At 65.3% G+C, this 19,491-nt stretch carries 22 protein-coding genes; 16 read left to right on the top strand and 6 right to left on the bottom strand.

Annotation, left to right across the window (positions count from 1 at the left end):
• From OOK07_RS25520 to OOK07_RS25510, 3 genes are read right to left on the bottom strand one after another with little or no spacing between them, the layout of a single operon-like run.
• Positions 1-1,308, bottom strand: coding sequence for a TadA family conjugal transfer-associated ATPase (locus OOK07_RS25520; protein WP_266519387.1), 1,308 nt, complete (start codon positions 1,306-1,308; stop codon positions 1-3).
• Positions 1,305-2,162, bottom strand: coding sequence for a hypothetical protein (locus OOK07_RS25515; RefSeq protein ID WP_266683105.1), 858 nt, complete (start codon positions 2,160-2,162; stop codon positions 1,305-1,307). The genes OOK07_RS25520 and OOK07_RS25515 overlap by 4 nt, the downstream gene beginning before the upstream one ends.
• Before the next feature lie 16 nt (positions 2,163-2,178).
• A complete protein-coding gene (locus OOK07_RS25510; protein WP_266683103.1) occupies positions 2,179-2,907 on the bottom strand; it encodes a hypothetical protein in 729 nt (242 codons plus the stop codon).
• A 513-nt stretch (positions 2,908-3,420) separates the two neighbouring features.
• Here OOK07_RS25510 and OOK07_RS25505 point away from each other — a divergent pair.
• Positions 3,421-4,137 carry a hypothetical protein gene (locus tag OOK07_RS25505; protein WP_266798720.1) on the top strand — a complete coding sequence of 239 codons (717 nt, stop codon included), beginning with the start codon at positions 3,421-3,423 and terminating at the stop codon, positions 4,135-4,137.
• A 313-nt stretch (positions 4,138-4,450) separates the two neighbouring features.
• Here the strand turns inward: OOK07_RS25505 and OOK07_RS25500 are convergent, their stop codons facing one another.
• Positions 4,451-4,972 (bottom strand): hypothetical protein, encoded by a 522-nt coding sequence (locus OOK07_RS25500; protein WP_266798718.1) that lies wholly within the window; start codon positions 4,970-4,972, stop codon positions 4,451-4,453.
• A 230-nt stretch (positions 4,973-5,202) separates the two neighbouring features.
• On the opposite strand from OOK07_RS25500, the gene OOK07_RS25495 reads away from it, so the two are divergent.
• From OOK07_RS25495 to OOK07_RS25480, 4 genes are all read left to right on the top strand, one after another.
• Entirely contained in the window at positions 5,203-5,856 is a 654-nt protein-coding gene (locus OOK07_RS25495) for a hypothetical protein (protein ID WP_266683097.1), read from the top strand.
• A 62-nt stretch (positions 5,857-5,918) separates the two neighbouring features.
• Positions 5,919-6,398 (top strand): hypothetical protein, encoded by a 480-nt coding sequence (locus OOK07_RS25490; RefSeq protein ID WP_406312342.1) that lies wholly within the window; start codon positions 5,919-5,921, stop codon positions 6,396-6,398.
• Between the two features lie 279 nt (positions 6,399-6,677).
• A complete protein-coding gene (locus OOK07_RS25485) occupies positions 6,678-7,994 on the top strand; it encodes a PE-PGRS family protein (protein ID WP_266798716.1) in 1,317 nt (438 codons plus the stop codon).
• A 34-nt stretch (positions 7,995-8,028) separates the two neighbouring features.
• Complete coding sequence (locus OOK07_RS25480; RefSeq protein WP_266683093.1) at positions 8,029-8,613, top strand: hypothetical protein; 585 nt, start codon at positions 8,029-8,031, stop codon at positions 8,611-8,613.
• Positions 8,614-8,652: 39 nt separating this feature from the next.
• Here the strand turns inward: OOK07_RS25480 and OOK07_RS25475 are convergent, their stop codons facing one another.
• Positions 8,653-9,879, bottom strand: a complete 1,227-nt coding sequence (locus OOK07_RS25475; protein ID WP_266802021.1) for an IS110 family RNA-guided transposase — start codon at positions 9,877-9,879, stop codon at positions 8,653-8,655.
• Positions 9,880-10,335: 456 nt separating this feature from the next.
• On the opposite strand from OOK07_RS25475, the gene OOK07_RS25470 reads away from it, so the two are divergent.
• From OOK07_RS25470 to OOK07_RS25420, 11 genes are all read left to right on the top strand, one after another.
• Positions 10,336-10,485, top strand: a complete 150-nt coding sequence (locus OOK07_RS25470; RefSeq protein WP_266798714.1) for a hypothetical protein — start codon at positions 10,336-10,338, stop codon at positions 10,483-10,485.
• Positions 10,486-10,739: 254 nt separating this feature from the next.
• On the top strand, positions 10,740-11,093 hold the full coding sequence (locus tag OOK07_RS25465; RefSeq protein WP_266683091.1) for a hypothetical protein: 354 nt from the start codon (positions 10,740-10,742) through the stop codon (positions 11,091-11,093).
• Positions 11,094-11,313: 220 nt separating this feature from the next.
• Positions 11,314-11,970, top strand: coding sequence for a hypothetical protein (locus OOK07_RS25460; protein WP_266683090.1), 657 nt, complete (start codon positions 11,314-11,316; stop codon positions 11,968-11,970).
• Positions 11,958-12,989 (top strand): hypothetical protein, encoded by a 1,032-nt coding sequence (locus OOK07_RS25455; RefSeq protein WP_266798711.1) that lies wholly within the window; start codon positions 11,958-11,960, stop codon positions 12,987-12,989. The genes OOK07_RS25460 and OOK07_RS25455 overlap by 13 nt, the downstream gene beginning before the upstream one ends.
• A 61-nt stretch (positions 12,990-13,050) precedes the next feature.
• Positions 13,051-13,440 (top strand): hypothetical protein, encoded by a 390-nt coding sequence (locus OOK07_RS25450; RefSeq protein ID WP_266683088.1) that lies wholly within the window; start codon positions 13,051-13,053, stop codon positions 13,438-13,440.
• Between the two features lie 54 nt (positions 13,441-13,494).
• The gene (locus tag OOK07_RS25445) at positions 13,495-15,480 is read left to right on the top strand and encodes a DUF6571 family protein (RefSeq protein WP_266798709.1); all 1,986 of its coding nucleotides are present in this window, start codon (positions 13,495-13,497) and stop codon (positions 15,478-15,480) included.
• Between the two features lie 37 nt (positions 15,481-15,517).
• Positions 15,518-16,147, top strand: a complete 630-nt coding sequence (locus OOK07_RS25440) for a hypothetical protein (protein ID WP_266798707.1) — start codon at positions 15,518-15,520, stop codon at positions 16,145-16,147.
• Positions 16,148-16,193: 46 nt separating this feature from the next.
• The gene (locus OOK07_RS25435) at positions 16,194-16,349 is read left to right on the top strand and encodes a hypothetical protein (RefSeq protein ID WP_266683055.1); all 156 of its coding nucleotides are present in this window, start codon (positions 16,194-16,196) and stop codon (positions 16,347-16,349) included.
• A 330-nt stretch (positions 16,350-16,679) separates the two neighbouring features.
• Complete coding sequence (locus OOK07_RS25430; RefSeq protein WP_266683053.1) at positions 16,680-17,351, top strand: hypothetical protein; 672 nt, start codon at positions 16,680-16,682, stop codon at positions 17,349-17,351.
• Positions 17,348-18,433 (top strand): hypothetical protein, encoded by a 1,086-nt coding sequence (locus tag OOK07_RS25425; protein ID WP_406312338.1) that lies wholly within the window; start codon positions 17,348-17,350, stop codon positions 18,431-18,433. The genes OOK07_RS25430 and OOK07_RS25425 overlap by 4 nt, the downstream gene beginning before the upstream one ends.
• Positions 18,434-18,636: 203 nt before the next feature.
• Complete coding sequence (locus OOK07_RS25420; protein WP_266798702.1) at positions 18,637-18,786, top strand: hypothetical protein; 150 nt, start codon at positions 18,637-18,639, stop codon at positions 18,784-18,786.
• Positions 18,787-19,106: 320 nt separating this feature from the next.
• Here the strand turns inward: OOK07_RS25420 and OOK07_RS25415 are convergent, their stop codons facing one another.
• A complete protein-coding gene (locus tag OOK07_RS25415) occupies positions 19,107-19,397 on the bottom strand; it encodes a winged helix-turn-helix domain-containing protein (protein ID WP_266589260.1) in 291 nt (96 codons plus the stop codon).
• Positions 19,398-19,491: the final 94 nt, after the last annotated feature.

Raw genomic sequence — 19,491 nt, 5'->3', positions numbered from 1 at the left:
TCATCCCCACGTTCCGGTGGGCCGGTAGCCCTGCGCGATCAGGTCCTCCAGGCAGGCGAGGGGCGCGTGCGGTACGACCCGTCCGTCGGACGTCTCCGCGAACACCTCGCTGGACAGCACGCGGCCGTCGACGCCGTTGACCTCTCGGACCGAGGTGACCATGCGCTGGAGGCGGCCGCCGGTCTGGAAGTTGTTGCGCCGCTGGATGAAGACGACGAAGTTCACCGCGCCCGCGATCAGCATCTGGCTGGCCTCGATGGGCAGCCGCTCCCTGGCCTGCAACGCGTAAGTGGAAATACGGTTGAAGACCTCGCTTGAGCTGTTGGCGTGGATCGTGGACAGCGAGCCGTCGTTGCCCTGCGACATCGCGTTCAGCATGGTCACGATCTCGTCGCCGAGGACCTCACCGACGATGACGCGGGAGGGGTTCATACGGAGGGACCTGCGGACCAGCTCGGCCATCGAAATCATGCCCTGGCCCTCGGAGTTGGGCAGGCGCTCCTCGAAGGCGACGACGTTCGGGTGCAGGTCGGGGAACGTGTCCAGGCCGAGCTCCAGCGCCCGCTCGACGGTGATGAGGCGCTCGTGCGGCGGGATTTCGTTGGCCAGGGCGCGCAGCAGCGTCGTCTTGCCGGCGTTGGTGGCGCCCGCGATCATGATGTTCTTGCGGGCGCGGACCGCGCAGGCCAGGAAGTGCGCGACCTCGGGGACGACGGTGCCGTTGCCGACCAGGTCGGAGATGAAGACCTTGCCCATGCGGGCGCGACGGATGGAGAGCGCCGGGCGCCGCGTCACGTCCATGACGGCCGACAGACGCGAACCGTCCGGCAGCCGGAGGTCGAGCTGCGGGTTGGCGGAGTCGAAGGGGCGGGAGGAGAGACCCGAGTAGGCACCCAGTACCTGGATGAGCTCGATGAGCTCCTCGTCGGTCTCGGCGACGGGATCGCCGGTGACCTCCCGGCCGTCCGCGTACCCGACGAACACCTGGTCCGCCCCGTTGATGTCGATGTTCTCGACCTCGGGGTTGTCGAGCAGCGGCTGGAGCCGGCCGACGCCGAAGAGCGCCGCGTGCACGGCGGCCGCGTACTGCTCCTCGGTCTCCGCGTCGAGCGGCGTGCGCCCGGCGTTGATCTCCGTCCGGGCGTAGTCCTCCAGGATCTGGGCTATGACAGCGCGGGCGTACTGCCGCTCGTCCTCGGTGGACATCGGCGTGACGTTGTTCGTCTGGTCGAGACGGCGCTGCTCCGCGATGCGGTCACCGGCGTCCTGGCGGAAGCGCTTGACCAACTGGTGGTCGACAGCGGTCATGTCCCCGCCCCCGCATGGCCGTTGACATGGCCGTGCTGGGCCTGCGCAGAGACGGACCAGGCGGCGCCGTACTGCTGGTAGATGTCCGCGGTGACCTTGCGGGCCGAGCGGATGAGCAGGGACTTGTCGAGACGGCCGCGCTTGCGTCCGGCCAACTGGTCGGCGCCGGCGGGGTCGTCGGCGATCGTGCCGACGACCCGGGCACCGGTCTGCGCGTGTACGAGCATGTCGTTGACCTGGCCGGCGAGCTTGGCGGCGTTGTTCGTGTCGGCGATGAGGATCACGCCGATCAGCGGAGTCGCGAGGCTCGCGGCGCCGCGCGGGCCGCCGTGCAGCTTGGCGGAGAGGGCGGCGGCGCGGTCGCGGACGCGGGCGATGGCCTCCGGCTCGGTGCGGCTGATCAGCAGCACCAGGGCGGCGTGCGAGAACAGGTCGACGGCAGGGGTGTCCCCGCTGATACGTCCGCAGTCGGCGATGACGTCGGCGGGCGCGTTCGGGGAGTCGGCAAGCGAGGCGAAGGCGTGCCCGAGGGTCGGCCAGAGCCCGGCGAGACCGGCGGCGTGCTCGGAGCTTCCGAGCCCGACGAGGACTTCGAGTCCGCCACTCAACGGCTGGACGTGGTCCCAGAGTTGGTCGGGGACCAGACCGCGGCGGGCCGTGGCCGCGATGGACAGCATGCCGGTGTTGGGGTTGAGCGGTCCGCCGTGCGCGGCGGCACTGCGGTACACCAGGTCGCCGCCCGCCGGGTCGGTCTCGGCGAGCAGGACGCGACGCGGCCAGACCGCCGCGAGGGCGACGGCCGCGGTGGTGACGCCGGGGGAACCCTTGTCGGCGGCGAGGGCGATGAGGGCCATGGGTGTGGAGCCGCCTTTAGTTGCCGTTGCCGGAGACGTGCACGATGGCGACCGCGCCGGCGGACGCTGCCCGGGCCACCGCGGCCGCGTCGCTCTGGTCGACGAGCAGCGTGAGCGAGAGGTTGCCGGTGCTCACGGTGGCGTCGCTGTCATCGGCCTTGGTGTTGACTTTCGCGTTGCCGACGAGGAGACCGCCGGACGACCCGGAGGAGGAACCGGTGCTGGGGCTGGTCTTGTCCGAACCGGAGCCGTTGGTGTCGACGTTGTAGACGGCCACGACGTCACCCGGCTTGATGTCGGCGGGGTACTGGCCCTCCTTGAGGGCCACACCGACAGCGGCCTTGCCGGCCGGGAGGCTGCTGCCCCCGGCGAACATCTGGCCCATCACGACCGTGTCCTTGTAGATCGTGGACCTGGCCTTGAGGGCCTTGAGGCTGCTCAGCTGTGACCACTTGACGTAGTTGATGCCGTCGTCGGCCGCGACCATGACGGAGGTCACGTCACTGTCGCTGACGGACTCACCGGCCTGGATCTCCTTCGTCACCTTGACGACCTCGACCCGGTCCCCGGCGCGCAGCACGAGCATCGTCGCCCCGAGCGCGCCCACCAGGATCAACAGCACCGCCAGTGCGGCCAACGCGGGTTTGCGCTCGCGAGGCGGGGTGGGAAGCCGGTCACCGACCGACGGCTGAGCCGGAGCCGCAGAACGACCGTGAGCCGCCCCCGTACGCTCTTGGATCTTCACGCAACCGCTCCCCGTACAGCCAAGAAATTGTCTGCTACGTCTGCCAAGTTCTTTACAAATCCGGACACTTCACCCGAGGCCGCCCGTGCGGAGACGTCCGGGACCTGTCGGACGTACCACCCGACCTGGGCGATTAGCCATCGCTGGGGTGAGTGTCAAGCCATGGCACCGTATCAGCCGCACATAAGCCCCTCAAGGCGCGTCCTGCCCCGTGGACCGCCGCGCGTCCACCGTTATTCATCTGCAACTTGAAGTGCAGGTTTCCCAGTTGCGGCCAGGCTGCGCGGGGCCTCCGTATGTGCGGTAGCGAATCAGTCACCGTGCTGCCACGACGCCCGCACCGCGGGGTTCCTCACGCGGCAGCCATGATGCCTGCACGATTCGCTCACGAAGGCGCGGAACCGCCGTGCCATGATCATGGATCGCCACGGGCGGGCACACGCGCTGGGCGGCCCGCTTCTCCCCGGCTTCACCCGTAAGAGCCCATGCGCGCATCACCGAGGAGCCCCCCACATGAAGCGAGCCGCACTGGCCGCTGTGTCCGCGCTGTCCCTGGCCGCCGCACTGACCGCCTGCTCGGGCAACGACTCGGACACGGACGCCAAGTCCACGGCCTCGCCCTCCGCTTCCACCTCCACTGCGAAAAAACAGGTGGGCCCCGAAGAGCGGCTCGCACGGCTCGTCGTCACCAAGGCGGATATCAGCGGCTACACCTTCAAGGCACCCACCAAGGGGGACGCCCTCGCCGCCAGCCAGGACGAGATGCGGGTCGACAAGGCCGCCTGCACCCAGCTGGCTTACGCGATGAACGAACTCCCCATCGGCGAACCGGAAGCCTCGCTCACACGGGTCGCGCACAACTCCACCACCATGGGCACCTACGTCACGCTCGCCACTTACGCCGATGGCAAAGCGGAGACGGCGATGAAGGAACTCTCCAAGGCAGCAGCCTCGTGCGCCGGTGGCTTCATCGCCAAGTCCGGTGCCGGTGCCACCACTTACACCTCGGCGACCGCGGAACCCGCGCCCTCGGCCGGTGACCAGTCGGTCGCCGCCGCAGCCACCTTCCAGTACAGGGGCGCGCAGACCGTCCGCACCCAGACCTTCCGTTTCGGTGACACGATCGTCAACTACTTCACCATTGACGGCAGCGCTTTCGTGTACGGCCGGCCGGGCAGCGCCAAGATCCCGGCCGACCTCGTGAAGGCGCAGAACGCGAAGCTGGGCTGAGCCGACGGACCGCACCGTCCGCTCCGTCCGCTCCGTCGCTTGCTAGCGGTTCACGGCCTGGATCTCCTTGACCGCCACGTTCTGCTCGAACGTGGAGAGCCCGTCCGGCAGCGCCGGCTGTCGCGCGGGCCCGTCCGGGTCGGCGGAGTCGGTCCACGTCACCTTCCAGGTGATCGATGCCTTGAAGGGGTACGGGCCGCTGCCGGACGAACGGCGGTACGTGACGTGGGCTTTGGGACTCCTTGAAGTTCGTGAAGACGCCTTCACGAGCGGGACCCAGAACGCTGGGCGCTGGACGCACGCGCAATATTTGCTAGTCGCCGAGCCGATCCATCAGCCGCCCCGGTGCCGAGATCAGCGCCCCGCGCAACGACAGATTTCGCGTATACACGCCCTCGAAGAGGATCGCGAGACTGATGTCCACGGAGTCCACAGCTCCGTGCGCTGTTCCGGAGATGTTCTTCGGATCCGCCCAACTGGAACGGGCCATGACGATCCGGGACTCCGGGCGCTCCAGCACGTGATGCCGCCGGTTCCCTTCCTCCCGGTACCGGTACTCCCGCCCCACGGCCCAGATCCGCAGCGCCCGGGCCCGTTTGCTCGACCGCAAGGTCTTCCGGGTGAAGGCCGCATCCTGCCCGGCGACGCTCAGGCTGCCGCGGGCAAGGCGGGGCCGTCCGCCGTCGGGCAACCCCGCAAAGGTGGATACCGCGATCGACACGGCCGGCACCGTGACCGCCGACAGCGGACGGGGCGAGATCCTGACCTGCGGACGGGCCGAACAGGTGCCGCGTACGTCGGCGTATCCGCCGTGCGCCTGCCCCAGGTGCAGCATGCCGCGATAGCGAACTCAAATACCCAGCACCAACGGCTCCGGGCGCGTCACACCCAACGCGTCCGGAGCCGCCTCCCGTTGAGCACGATCGACACACATCCCACACCCCGGAGCGGGCCGCTGCGTCCATAATTGCCCCGGTTCGCAGGGAAGTTCGCGCTGGCGAAATCAGGAACCCCGCCGATACCGTTTGTGCTCTTGCCGAACTTCAGTCTCACGGGGAGTCCACAGTGAAGCGCCGCACATTGCCCGCTGCCGCCGCGCTTGCCGCGACCGCAGCCCTGCTGCTGACGGCATGCGGGAGCGGGGACGACAGCTCCAAAACCAACGACAAGATCGCGGGAGCAGGCACGGGGAGCCCGACGTCGGCTTCGCCGAGTGTCTCGGCTTCCAAGGCGGCAGGTCGGCCGAAGATTGAGATGCCGTCGGATCTCTCGTACACCTTCGACTGGCCCGCAACAAGTGATGTAGCCAAGGATGCCGTCCTGTCCGACAGCGAGCAGTCCATCAAGGCCGTGGACCTTGCGATCGTCCACCAGGACGCCCTCGACAAGCCGTACCTCTACTACTACGAGGGTGAAGCAGCGGCCGGTACACAGAAGTTCATTCAGAACTACGTGGATCACAAGGCCAGTATCACTGGCGCATACCGCTTCTACGACCCTCAGGTAGCCGTGGCCAAGGACGGAACGGCTTCCCTCAGTTACTGCGAGGACCAGGGCAAGGCGTACGTCAAGTACCTCGCGACCAACAAGATCAAGAAGACCGAAGTCACTGCCAAGAGCTACGTCGCTTACCACACGTCACTCAAGAAGAACAGCAAGGGCGTTTGGGTGATCCAGAAGATCATTTCTCAGAGCGGGAGTGCCGAGTGCCAGCCCTGATGCGCAGATTGAAGCCTCTTCCGCTGGCGTTCGCCGCGGGGGTGTGCCTATCGGTCCTGTCCATGCCTGGCCTAGCACACGCCGACGACACGCTGAACGACAACACTCAGAACTCGAACAAGCCAGGCGCGAAAGGTAACAGCAGCCCCGACGGCACTCTCTCAGCCGGCGTCATCGTCTTCGACCGCTCCAAGAACGGCACCGGCACCTCCGCCGGCCCGGTCACCTCCACCACCTCCTGGACCCCACCGGCCTGCTGGTACGCCCCGAAGTACACGCCCGCACAGCTCAAGGCAACCCTCGAACCGATCTGGAACGCCGAGTCGACCGGGCCTCAATGGGACCTGGAGCAACGCAACAAGTACGAGAAGGGCGGCGAAGCCCCCGGCACGTACAAAGACTTCAACAAGGACAAGACCGGCAAAGGCTACTGGTGGGACTCGTACGTCAACGAGAGCTTCCCGCCCGGCTGGGACAAATGCACCAAGCCCATCTTCTCAAGCCCAGCCTCGCGGACTTCGACTACTTCAAGATCGTCATGACCAAGCTCCCTACAGCCGAGGGCCTATGGCAGGCGTCCACGGTGTACGTCCGGACGAAGGCGGCGAAGCGCCAGTGAGCGGATCGCGACGCATACTGCTCGGCGTCGGGGCCTGACTCTGGCTCTCAGCGTTCCTGTCCCCATCGAACCGGCTTATGCGGCAGGGCCAAACGAGCAGGCTGGGTCACTGAACCGATGCCCGCACATCGACCATGGCCGCTATGGGCGGGTGCCTCGGCAGCACGCAGCGGTGTGCCACAAAGTAACAACGGGGAACAACATGCGAATGGTCAACCCAGATGACCTTGATCAACTCGCCAAGCTCATGGACGGCAAGGGCGGGCTGCTGGACAGACTCGATGAGGCTTTTACGCGGGCGACCACCCTCGGCGTGTCCGACAATCTGGTCCGCCTCAAACCAATGCAGACATGGGCTGCGGAGACAGCACCCGACCTTCGTAAACGTGCGGTCCTGGCCCGAGAGGATCAGCTTTTCGAGCGCGGCGACCGGGAGACGTACAGCGACTGGATGGCACGTATTGAGGCCCACTATCTAGCCAAGGCGCCTGGTCTGAAGGAAATCGGCGAAAAGGACATCGAAGAGTTCCTCAACGATGTCAGTGACATCACGGGTGTCATCAAGGTCGGCGGCACTACGGTGGTAACTGGCGTCGGCATGGCAAACGTCCTGTTCAAGAACTCCTGGTATAACGGCCTACTCCGTAATGCCGTGAACTCCGACTGGCTGGAGCGCGGCGGCGGAGCACGCGCATGGGCTGCTGCGGGCTTGCGCAGGATCCCCGTCGGTGAACTGCGCTCCCTCAGCGCGCCGGGCAGTTGGCTCCCAGGGCAGCTCGGGAACGTGTTTGCCACGAGCACTCTCTACCAGAACGCCAGTAGGATCCCATTCACCGCGACGCGACGGGCAGCCTTACTCGGCCGCGCCTGGGACGAATTACGCGCATTGCCGGTTCTGCGTTCCCCGGCCGTGGCCAAGGGCATCAACTTCCTTGTCGGATCTGATGCGCTGGCCATGCGGTATGGCGGTGCGACTCACTCCGGAGCACTGGTCACTCGTGCCGGCCAAGCGAGTCTCTTGAAGGTTTTCCGCTCGGCCTCGCATATTCAAAAGCTCAACAATGCTCGGCCTGCCGTTATCGCCGCAGGAAAGACCGCTTCCCCGTTCCTGAAAGGGCTCAGCGCAGCGGCCAAGACCGGAGGGTTCATCCGCTACGCAGGCATCGGCGCGAGTCTCCTTTCAACGGGCGTCAGCGCTGCCAATGTCTGGGCCCAGGGAAACCCACGCGAAGCCTTTAAGAAAAAAGGAGCTGGGTACGTCGCGGACGTGGCAGAAGTTGGATTCAACGCGTCTCTGACCGCAGCAATGGTCGCTCCAAACCCGGTCACCATTGGCCTCACCGTAGGCACGGGACTGGTCTACGGCGGAGCAAAGGTCGTCGAGCATTGGGACGACATCAAGGCAGGTACAGGAATGGCAGTCGACTGGGTTGGCGACAAGGCGTCGAAGATCGGGAAGGGACTTGCTCATGAAACAAGGACCGTCGCCAAGGCGGCGAACCCCATGAACTGGTTTTGATTGACAGCCGAGACCCACCTCAAGAAAGTAAATCATGGCAGGCTATCAGTTCGAGTTGCGGCCATTCTTTGGCAAGCAACGCCACGGCCGCCAAGGCCCCGTTGGAGCCTTCGGCGAAGTGACGGTCGAGGCCAAGCGCAAGAAACCCTCAGTCAAGGCAGGTAGCAGACAGCTCGAAGTACGTCTGTACGGCGAGCAAATGCCAGACGTGCACTACCAGACGGTTGGCCCGGGGCGGCCAACACTGAGAAACGCCCGTCTCACCGTCGGCGGAAATTCCGTAGGGCTGACCTTCAACAGCAAGGGGTTCCGGAACGCGTCACGAGCCCTGAGACTCGTATATCAGGAACGATCGTACGAGTACGTCGCAGCCAAACTCGAAAGAGGCGGCACTCTGGCCCGCTCTGGAGTCGTGGTCTCTATCACCCGTGGCAAGAACACCGCGGGCAAAGGGACGAGCAGTTTTGGTGTTGTGACTGGGGAGGCGGACGCAGTGGATCTCGCGCTGGCGATTCTCTTCGAAGAAGTCGACACATTGGAGCTGACGACGTCGGGAGCGGTATCCAGCGCAGTGAACAGACTGCTCAACCCGCGATCGAATGAACCATCCGCGGAATAGATTGATCAGGTCAGGTCAGACACCCCATGTCGTTTGGTGTCAAGCGGCAGGGGTGTGGGCGTGGTGCGACCAGGCGGTCGCTTCGTCGTAGAGGGTTCGGGTCTTGAGGCATCCGTGGAGGATGCCGACGAGGCGGTTGCCGAGCTGCCGCAGGGCCGGGTTGTAACCGGCCTCGCGGGCGCGTTGTTTGTCGTAGTAGTGGCGGGCGCCGGGCGAGGCGCGCAGGGCGGAGAACGCCTGGGTCTGCAACGCATCGGCGAGCCGGTTGTTGCGGACGTAGCGGGCCTGGACGGTATGGCTCTTGCCGGAGGCCCGGGTGATGGGGCTGGTGCCGGCGTAGTTCTTGCGGGCTTTGGCGGACGCGTAGCGGGTGGGGTCGTCCCCGAACTCGGCGAGCACCCGGGCGCCGGTGATCTCCGCGATGCCGGGCATCGAGAGGTAGATCTCAGCGTCTGGGTGCTTGAGAAAATGGGCCCTCACCTGCCCTTCCAGGTCGGCTATCTGCTCGTTCAGGGCGATCAGCAGCTTCGCGTGAGCGGTGACGGTGGCCGCGTAGGCGGTCGTGACCGGCTCGGGCAGGCCCAGCTGCCGTTCGCGCAGCGCGGCCTGGATCGTGGCCGCTTTCGCGTCCCGGTTGCGCCGGCGGGCACGGGCCAGAACGGCGGTGATCTGGGCACGGGTCAACTTCGCCCCGGCCGCCGGGGTAGGGGCCTTGATCAGCAGTTCCAGGGCGTCCGTGCTGGTCAGTGTGAGGTCCGCGTAGGCGGCCAGGGCGGCGGGGAAGTACTCGCGCAGCGTGCTGCGCAGCCGCTGGAACGTGCGAACGCGTTCCCAGATCGAGGTCTGGTGGGCGCGGGCGACGACCTTGACGGCCTGCGCCTGCTCGCTGTCCCCGGCCACCGGCCGCAGCTGGGCCCGGTCGATGCGGACCATGTCCGCCAGCGCGTGCGCGTCGCCCCTGTCGCTCTTGGCGCCGGAGGAGGCATAGCGTTCCTTGAACCGGGCGACCTGCCGCGGGTTGATGGCATAGACCTGGTAGCCGGAGGCGATCAGGGCCTGCACCCAGGAGCCGCGGTCGGTCTCGATCCCCACCACCACGTCGGCGGCATCCAGGCCCTCGCCGCCGTGCTTGGCCAGGAGCTCGTGCAGCTTCGCGATTCCCTCCACGCCCTCGGGCAGCCTCGCCGCGGCGAGTTTTCGGCCTGCCTCGTCCTGGACCTCGACGTCGTGGTGGTCTTCGGCCCAGTCATCGCCGATCAGCAGCAACTCGTCCTCCTGGTCAGGTGCTTTGCTCCATGCAGCCTGCGGAAGGCACGGCACGCGGCCTAATGGATCCAGTGCTCACGCCCCACTGCCCGGCGGGCACGCCACCCCATCAACGGTCTGGCCTCCCGGCCGACCAGCAGGGGCACGGTCTGACCTCAGAAGTCGAATGCTTCCGGCGTCGGTAGTGCTCACCTGCTGGCGGCTACGGACCCGAGCATTCCCCGGCTCCGTAGCTCCCATTAGGCGCCGGGAGAATTGAACGACGGCTCCCCCCTCGACAACTACGGTATATACCGGGCCTCAAGGCACGGTCTAAACTCCCGGTCCAGGGCCTCAACCAGTACCCGTATTCGGGGACTTGGGCGTGCCGTGAGAGGCTCAACGTTCTTGATCAGTTGAGGAAAGTGAGAACTCGTGGGCTGGAGCCGGACCCGGACACGATCAGTCCTGGCTGCCGTGACCACAGCAGCCGTGCTGGCAGGTGGGTACGCCTTGTTCGTCCACACACCGGCCGCCCGACTCGCCGGGGCCTGCGGGGGCGCGCTCCTCGACACCTGGCTGCGGCTGTTCAGCGTGCACACCCAAGACTGCCTCCCAGACGGCTAGCCGGGACCGATGCGCCTGCGGCTCTATCACTCTTCGGCCCACCTCGCCCGCCTCTCCCGCCGCCACATCCTGCACATCGATCGGACCTGGCCACGGGCAGCGTCATTTACCGTCTTCGGAACGAGGTTCAGGCACGTTACGGCCACCACCTGACGGCCGACTCATGCCCCGGCACAGGCAGAGCATCGGGCAGGCCGAAGCAACGTAGGCCCGAAACGCATCCACGGCGTGCGGGTACCGGCGGAGGCCGCCCGATGACCCGCCCCGCCCTGCGGATGTGCACCCGCTGCCAGTGCATCACGGACGAACCGATCCTGGTCCACGAGGTCCACGCCGCCACGGGCCCCGGCTTCAACGTCTACGCCTGCCCTCCGTGCGCCGACCACTACCCGCCCCAACCGGACACACTCGAACTCCTGGAATCCGCCCAGCGCCGCTCCCTCTCCCGGTCCCGCCTCACCATCCGCGTCTACCGGATCGACACGGCCGGCACCGTGACCGCCGACAGCGGAAGGGTCGAGATCCTGACCAGCAGGCGGGCCGGACCGGTGCCGCGTACGTCGGCGTATCCGCCGTGCGCCTGCCCCAGGTGCAGCATGCCGCGATAGCGAACTCAAATACCCAGCACCAACGGCTCCGAGCGCGTCACACCCAACGCGCCCGGAGCCGTCGCCCGTTGAACACGATCGACACACATCCCACACCCCGGACCAGCCCATTACGTCCATAATTGCCCAGGTTCGCAGGGAAGTTCGCTCTGGCGAAACCAGGAACCCCGCCGATACCGTTCATGCTCTTGCCAAACTTCAGTCCCACGGGGAGTCCACAGTGAAGCGCCGCACATTGCCCGCTGCCGCCGCGCTTGCCGCGACCGCAGCCCTGCTGCTGACGGCATGCGGGAGCGGGGACGACAAGTCCAGCAACAACGACAAGATCGCGGGAGCGGACGCAGGCAGCAGCCCGACGTCGGCTTCACCGAGTGTCTCGGCCTCCAACGCGGCCGATCGTCCAAAGATCACCTTCCCATCCTTCGCCAAAAACGTCTTCGAAGATCAGAAGACAGGTGACGCGACGAAGGACGCAGTTCTTGCGGACAGCGCCCTGAGCATCAACTCTGTGGATGAGGCGATCTTCAACGGGAGCACCGACACGAAGGCGCTCGGCTTCTACAGCACCGGCAAGGCCCTGAGCTCGTCGATCACGTACGTGCAGGGGTACATCGATGACGCTGACACGTGGATCGGTGAGACCCGGTATTTCGACCGCAAGGTGACTCTTGCCGGGGCTGACAAGGCGTATGTCACCTACTGCTCCGACGAGAGCAAGTCCTTCATCAAGAACAAGAAAACCCAGAAGGTCGACAAAACACCGACGACCGCAAAAGCCTACGTGCTCTACCACGCCTCACTCACCAGGAATGGCGAAGGTGTCTGGCAGACCAGCAACATCGTTTCCAACAGGGGAGACAAAGCGTGCCAGCCGTAAGGAAGTTGGCGAGGATCGCAACGGTCGTAGCCCTTGCGAGCGTTCCCGTCTTCGTAACCCATGTGGCCTTCGCCGAGCGCGGCAAGCACGGCAGCAACGGTCAGACCAAGCAGTATGGCAACGCAGGCGACGACGGGACTCTCTCGGCCGGCGTCATCGTCTTCGACCGCTCCAAGAACGGCACCGGCACCTCCGCCGGCCCCGTCACCTCCACCTCCTGGACCCCACCGGCCTGCTGGTACGCCCCGAAGTACACGCCCGCACAGCTCAAGGCAACCCTCGAACCGATCTGGAACGCCGAGTCGACCGGGTCTCAATGGGACCTGGAGCAACGCAACAAGTACGAGAAGGGCGGCGAAGCCCCCGGCACGTACAAAGACTTCAACAAGGACAAGACCGGCAAAGGCTACTGGTGGGACTCGTACGTCAACGAGAGCTTCCCGCCCGGCTGGGACAAGTGCACCAAGCCCATCTTCTGGGTGGACAACGGCGATCCCCCACCAGCCGACATCGACAACGCCGTGACCCCGAAGATCCTCGCCGAACTCGCGTACAACGAGATCCGCGTCCCCGGCACCAAGGTGACCCTCGCCCCGGCGGGCACGACCAAGGTCAACCTGCCGACCTGGGCCTGGCTGGACGGCGCCGCGTTCAAACCGGTCTCCGTCACCGCCTCCGTCCCGGCCCTCGGCATCTCCGCAACGACCACCGCTGAACCGGTCTCCCTGAAAATCGAGCCGGGCACCACCGATGCCCAGACCTACCCCGCCTCCGGCGTCTGCCAGATCAACAACGGCCATATCGGCGAGCCCTACGCCAAGGGCAAGGCACATGACACCCCGCCGTGCGGCGTGGAATACCTGCGCTCCTCGGGCAACGGCACCTACCCCCTCAAGGCCACCATCACCTGGAAGATCCACTGGACTGGTACCGGCGTCCCGGGCGGCGACCTGCCCGACGGCACCTTCGGCGCCACCCAGGACGTCACCGTCCAGGAAATCCAAGCCGTCAACCGCTGATCAAACGCGCGCGAACCGCGGAGTCCGAGTCCACCGGCCGCCCGAAGGACCGGAATCCGCGGTGAGTGTCCTGCACCTCGAAGACACGAGGCGCCACCCGGTTACAGGAGTGAGAGACATAGCAACCGACGGCGACAAGCCAAAGGTGGACAACCCAGAGCGGGAAAGACTGCAGAAACTGAAGCAACAACTCGAGAAGGAGCGGGGCGACTTCGTCGACGCCTTCAAGAGGGCAGCTGGAGACATCGGCAAAGGGGGCCGGGACTCGTCGAAGTCCTGGGTCGGCAAGAATGCTGACAAGTGGCACAACGACGCAGTCGGCCACCGCAAGACGGTGCACACCCGGATCACCACGGTGCTCGCAGACATTCAGCGCGAAATCGACAGCATGCCGGAGAAGGTCACGCAGGAGGAAGCCAACTCCATGAACCGCAACAGACGTATGTACTGATCGCTCCAAGCGCAACAGCAGATCTGACAGCGACAGAGGGAAACGGGGAACGGGATGCGCCCGGACGACAGGGGAAGCAGCGGCGGAGTCTTCTCGGGGATAGACCCGGACAAGCTCAACGGCACGATCGACTCCGTACGGCGGGACCAGTCGACGCTTCAGGACCGGGCCTCCTACTACAAGACGCAGCTCGCCTACTACGGCATCGGCACCAAGGAGTTCGCCGATGTCCTGCACGTGGCGTCCTGGGCGCAGGACGAACTGCCCATGTTGAAGCGCCGTTACCACCTGGCCATGAAAATGGACAACGACCCGTACCCCGGCGTCAAAGGCATGGTCCAGATCAACGAGGCCGCCGTGAGCCGGGCCGCCAACGCCGCCGCGGCCAAGGCCGCCAAGCGTGCCACCGAGCTTGCGAAGAAGGATCCAGAGGACCTGAGCCCTGAAGAGTTCGACGAGCTGAACGAACTCTTTGCCCAGAACTACGACGAATACCCCTTCGCCGAGAAGGTCGTAGGGGCTCTCGGAGCGAAGAAGACGCTGCAGCTCTGGGAGAAGATGAGCAACCTCGACAAGCCTGCCGGTTACGGCGAGACCTCCGACTTCGCTCGTGCCGACAAGCTCGACGATATGCAGAAGAACCTGAGCCTCACCGTGGCCGCTGCCACCAACTCCGACTCGCCGACCATGAAGAAGTGGAAGAAGGACATGGTCGCGATCGGTGATCAGCCGGTCGGTGAAAAGGGTGCTCCCCCCTACGGCGACTCGGGCGGCCCCGAAGGCTTCATCGTCATGAGCAACCTCATGCGCTACGGCGACTACGACGACAAGTTCCTTGAGGACTACGGAACGGCACTCGTCAAGGAAGACCGGCGCATCCTGGAGAATGCCGGCCAGCCCTACAGTTCAGGCTGGGGAACCACGAGCACGGTCAACCACCTGGGCAACGACGAGGGCAACGACCCGCTCACCGGCTACATGAAGGCCCTCGCCAACAGCCCCGACGCGGCGACCAACTTCTTCACCGCCAAGCAGAAGGGCGACGACGGCAAGGCGGAGACGAACTTCAAATACCTCTTCGAAGAGCGCAAGTGGCCGAACGACAGCATGCCGGGCAAGGAGAGCGTCACCGGCCTCAACTCGATGGGCCACGCCCTGGAGGCGGCCACCACCGGGCACCGGCCCGGCGAGCAGGCCACCGCGGAAGACATCAAGCACTCGAAGGAACAAGCTGGCCTGTTCAGCGCCCTCGTGAAGTCGGTGTCCGAGGACCAGGACCGTCTGCGGGATCACGAGTTCCTGTCGGACAGTTTCGCTAATATTTCGGCCGAATACATGCCGGATCTGCAACGAAGCCTGGATGCAGACGTCAAGTACAGGGACAAACTGTATCCGACTTCTGGGGCCACAGCCAAGATTGAGAGGGTAGACGCCCTGCGATTCCTGCATGCCGTGTCCCGCAACGAAGAAGGATATGAGCGGCTCATGGTCTCGCAACACGTATACGCTGCGGCATTGATGGAGGCGCAGGCGAAGCATCCCGATGCCTACCCGCAGCCGACCGATGTCACCATCGACAAAATCGCCTATGAGACCGGCCTATTCCAGGGAGTCATCGGTGACGGCCAACACTTCCAGGCCGACAAGAACGACGCTGATGCGAACGCCCGAGACGGCGCCTGGAAGGAACACGCAAGCCTGTGGGGCGGCTCCTTGGTCGGCAGCGCCACATCCATTGCGATGGCGCCGTTCACCGGCCCAGCAGGGGTCTACGCGGGCGGCTTGGCGGGTACGGCCGCGGGCGAGATCTTCAGTGGCATTCTCGACGGCTTCGACGGCGACGGATCGGAAGAGAAACAGCAGGTCTATCAAAACGTAAAGAACGCGGATCAGAACGAGCAGTCAGCGATCCTTACGACCCAGAATTCCGTCAAGGCTGCCACTGGTGACGATGCTGCCGCGTCCAGGGCCGGCGACGAAGCCGGCAAGGGTTTCAACGACGCTGGTGAACTTATAAGAAACAGCAGTGCTGCCGAGTAGCCCTCAAGCCAATTCAACAACGATTAGGTGATCGACCTTGACGGAACCGACCAAAAGAAGGCGCGTCCGGAAATCCCTCGTTTTTGGAGCTGCGGTCGCAGCTGGCGCCATCGCTGTACTCATCGCCTACCTCCTCGGAGCCTTCGAGAAGCGTCAGCATATCGAGGCCGATGAAATTTGCCAGCACGTACCCGACCGACAAAAGGTCGCCAAGGTATTCAACTCCACACTGCATCGGTCCTCCAAGTACGACTTCGAGGGTACCTGGAGGCCGGAACGAGACTGGGAATTCAGAAGCACCTGCTTCGCGATAGGAGACGATGACAAAGCTCTCTTCTCTCTGACGGCCGAAATGAGCTCTGCCAGGCCCTGGCAGCAGTGGGCCAAGAGTGAGACCCCTCGGAACGACGGAGGCAAGATCTCCTACTTCAACGCCGGCCTCAAGGGCGTCTCCAACGCGGAGGTGGCCGCGATCTGGGTCCCCTGCTACGCCCACGAGAAGACAAGCAAGCAGCCTTGGAACATGACTGTGTTCGCCCTCGCCCTGAAACCACTCGAAGCCTCGGACAAGGAAGCACGTCAGACTCTCATCGACCTGGCAACGTCCTTCGCCCGCCAGGCCCACAAGGATGCAGAGTGCGACCTCCCCTCCAAGCTCCCGAGCTGAGGACTGGATCGCCCCCTCCCAACCGGGACGTGAGTAACGTCTTTTGATGCAGGCCCGCCCGAAGCGCATCCACGGCGTGCGGGCACCGGCGCGGATCCGCCCGATGACACACCTCGTCCTACGGATGTGCGCCCGCTATCAGCTCATCACGGACAAACCGGCCTCGATCCACGAGTCCCAGGCCTCAATGGTCGCACCGTGACCGCCGACAGCGGACGGGGCGAGATCCTGACCTGCGGACGGGCCGAACAGGTGCCGCGTACGTCGGCGTATCCGCCGTGCGCCTGCCCCAGGTGCAGCATGCCGCGATAGCGAACTCAAATACCCAGCACCAACGGCTCCGGGCGCGTCACACCCAACGCGTCCGGAGCCGCCTCCCGTTGAGCACGATCGACACACATCCCACACCCCGGAGCGGGCCGCTGCGTCCATAATTGCCCCGGTTCGCAGGGAAGTTCGCGCTGGCGAAATCAGGAACCCCGCCGATACCGTTTGTGCTCTTGCCGAACTTCAGTCTCACGGGGAGTCCACAGTGAAGCGCCGCACATTGCCCGCCGCCGTCGCGCTAGCCGCGACCGCAGCCCTCCTGCTGACGGCATGCGGGAGCGGGGACGACAAATCCAGCAACAACGACAAGATCGCGGGAGCGGACCAGGGCTCGCAGACGCCGAAAGAGTCGGCAGAATCGCCGGGGGCACCAGCAGAGGACAAGCCCGACGGCGTGGACGTGTCCCTGCCCAAGGACACGAACCTGGTCTTCGACTGGAAGAAGCCGAAGGACAAGAACGAGGCGGCGGCGATGGACGACACCGCCAACTTCCTCCGCGCCATTTACCAGGGCGTCGACAAGCGCACAACGAAGAACGCGGCCTTGACCGCCTACGCCACCGGCGAAGGGCTCCACTACGCCGAGGTGCAGATCAACGAATGGATCAAGGGCGGCTGGACCGCCACCGGCACCCGCCGTCACTACAACGCCACCACACGGTCCGCCCCAAGCGGCAACTCCGTCGAGGTCGCGTTCTGCGCGGACACCGGAAAGTTCTACGGGAAAGAGATCAAAACGGGCAAGGTCGTCAAGACCAAGCCCAGCATCAAGGACTTCAACTACTACAAGATCGTCATGGTCAAGGTGCCCACCAGCGAGGCGCTGTGGCAGGCATCGAAGGTGTTCGTCGAGACGAAGGCGAAGCAGTGCCAGTGAACGGATCACGGCGTACGGTCCTCAACACCAGCACGGCTGCTCTGATCCTCGCGATCAGCACGCTCACTCTCGCGGCGCCCAACGCTGCGGCGGAACCAGTCGATACAGGCAAGGGTGGCGGAACGAAAGAAGCGGGCGGCGGCGACGGCACCGGCATCTACGCCGCCGCCAAAATCCAGTACTCCGGCTCCGTCGCCAAGAACGGCAGCACCGGCAACATGGCATCCTCCGATGTCAACTGGACGCCACCGCCCTGCTGGTACGCCCCGTACCTCGGCGCCAAGGACTTCAAGAAGAAGATGTCCAAGGGCATCGAGAGCCAAATGAACACGCCCGGTATGGGCGGTACCGCGGGCGCAGCGCTCGGCGAACTCCAGCGCCACTACGAGGACGACTACGGCTGGACCGACACCCCCGGCTACAAGGACTACAACGTCGACAAGGACGGCAAGGGGATGTTCTGGGCCGCCGTCGAAAATCCCAGCGAGCCCGACATCCTGAAGCGGAACTCGTGCAGCGACATCCCCTTCTGGGTCGACAACGGCGAGGCGCCGCCACCCCAGTACAAAGAGGCCATCACGCCGGAGATACTCGCCGCCCTCGCCTACCAGCACATCGAACTGCCCGACACCAAAGTCACCCTCGCCCCCAAGGCCGTCACCAAGGTGAACCTGCCGACCTGGGCATGGCTCGACAAGGCCGTCTTTGGCGAGGTCAAAGCCACGGCCGCCATCAACGTCCCCGGCTTCGACATCCAGGCCACGACCACCGCCAAGCCGGTGTCCCTCAAGCTGGAACCGGGCACGAGCGACGCCCAGACCTACCCGGCCTCCGGCGGATGCACCATCAACGCCGACGGCTCCATCGGCGAGCCCTACGCCAGGGGCAAGGCCCACCAGACCCCGCCGTGCGGCCTCAAGTACCTTCGCTCCTCAGGCGACGGCACGTTCAAGCTCAAGGCGACCATCACCTGGCAGGTCAACTGGACCGGAACCGGCGGCGCGGGTGGCGACCTGCCGGACGGCAATTTCGGGACCACGCAGGACATCACCGTCCAGGAAATCCAGGCCGTCAACCGCTGACGCTGCGGACGGCCCATGTGGGCGCCCCCAGAGGTCCGGGGCCGCCCACAGCCCGTAGCAAACGGATGCGACGTGCCTGACCTTGCGCGCAGTGACCACCGAGCGCAGACAGGCGACATCCCGGCCGGGTCACTGAGGTTTCAGCGCTGCCGCTCCAGAGCGAGGACGGCAGCGCTGAAAAACCTCAGTCAGTCGTGGCTGCCGTGACCACAGCACTCGTGCCGGCAGGTGGGTACGCCTTGTTCGTCCACACACCGGCCGCCCGACTCGCCGAGGCCTGCGGGGGCGCGCTCCTCGACACCTGGCTGCGGCTGTTCAGCGTGCACACCCAAGACTGCCTCCCAGACGGCTAGCCGGGACCGATGCGCCTGCGGCTCTATCACTCTTCGGCCCACCTCGCCCGCCTCTCCCGCCGCCACATCCTGCACATCGATCGGACCTGGCCACGGGCAGCGTCATTTACCGTCTTCGGAACGAGGTTCAGGCACGTTACGGCCACCACCTGACGGCCGACTCATGCCCCGGCACAGCCAGAGCATCGGGCAGGCCGAAGCGTCACGTCACAGCAAAGGGAGGGCAATCAGATCGGATAGCCGACCCCACGGGAGCGCACGTCGATGCGTCCCGCCACAGCCCGTGGGGCTGCAGCTCTCGCGAGGTTCAGACGGCGACGCTAGTCCTGGCCGTCGCCTGCCGGCTCGGCAGCTTCATCGGGGTAGGCAACGAAGGTGCCCTTGGCCGGGAGGGTGACTACGAGGCCGCGTTCGCGGAGTTCACGGACCGCGCGGCGGGCGGTGAGGTACGCGACTCCGTACTCCGCACCCATATCGCGCTCGCCTGCCAGTCGCGCTCCCGGCCTCAGCTCACCCGAAGCAATTCGGGCAGCGATGTGGTCGGCCACCTGCATATAGACGTAGGCGATCTTGTGGGGATCGATCGGCGAATCGTCTCTGTCTGCTGCCATAGCAACCACCGTAAAACAGCCCTGAGCTGCATCAATGATTGCATTGCCGCGCACTGCTATGCACTGACATGTACGGCAATGTAGGCTGATCACG

Source organism: Streptomyces sp. NBC_00078 (assembly GCF_026343335.1).
Classification (GTDB): Bacteria; Actinomycetota; Actinomycetes; order Streptomycetales; family Streptomycetaceae; genus Streptomyces.
Note: the sequence above shows the minus strand (reverse complement) of the source record. Positions and strands in the feature narration are given on the sequence as shown.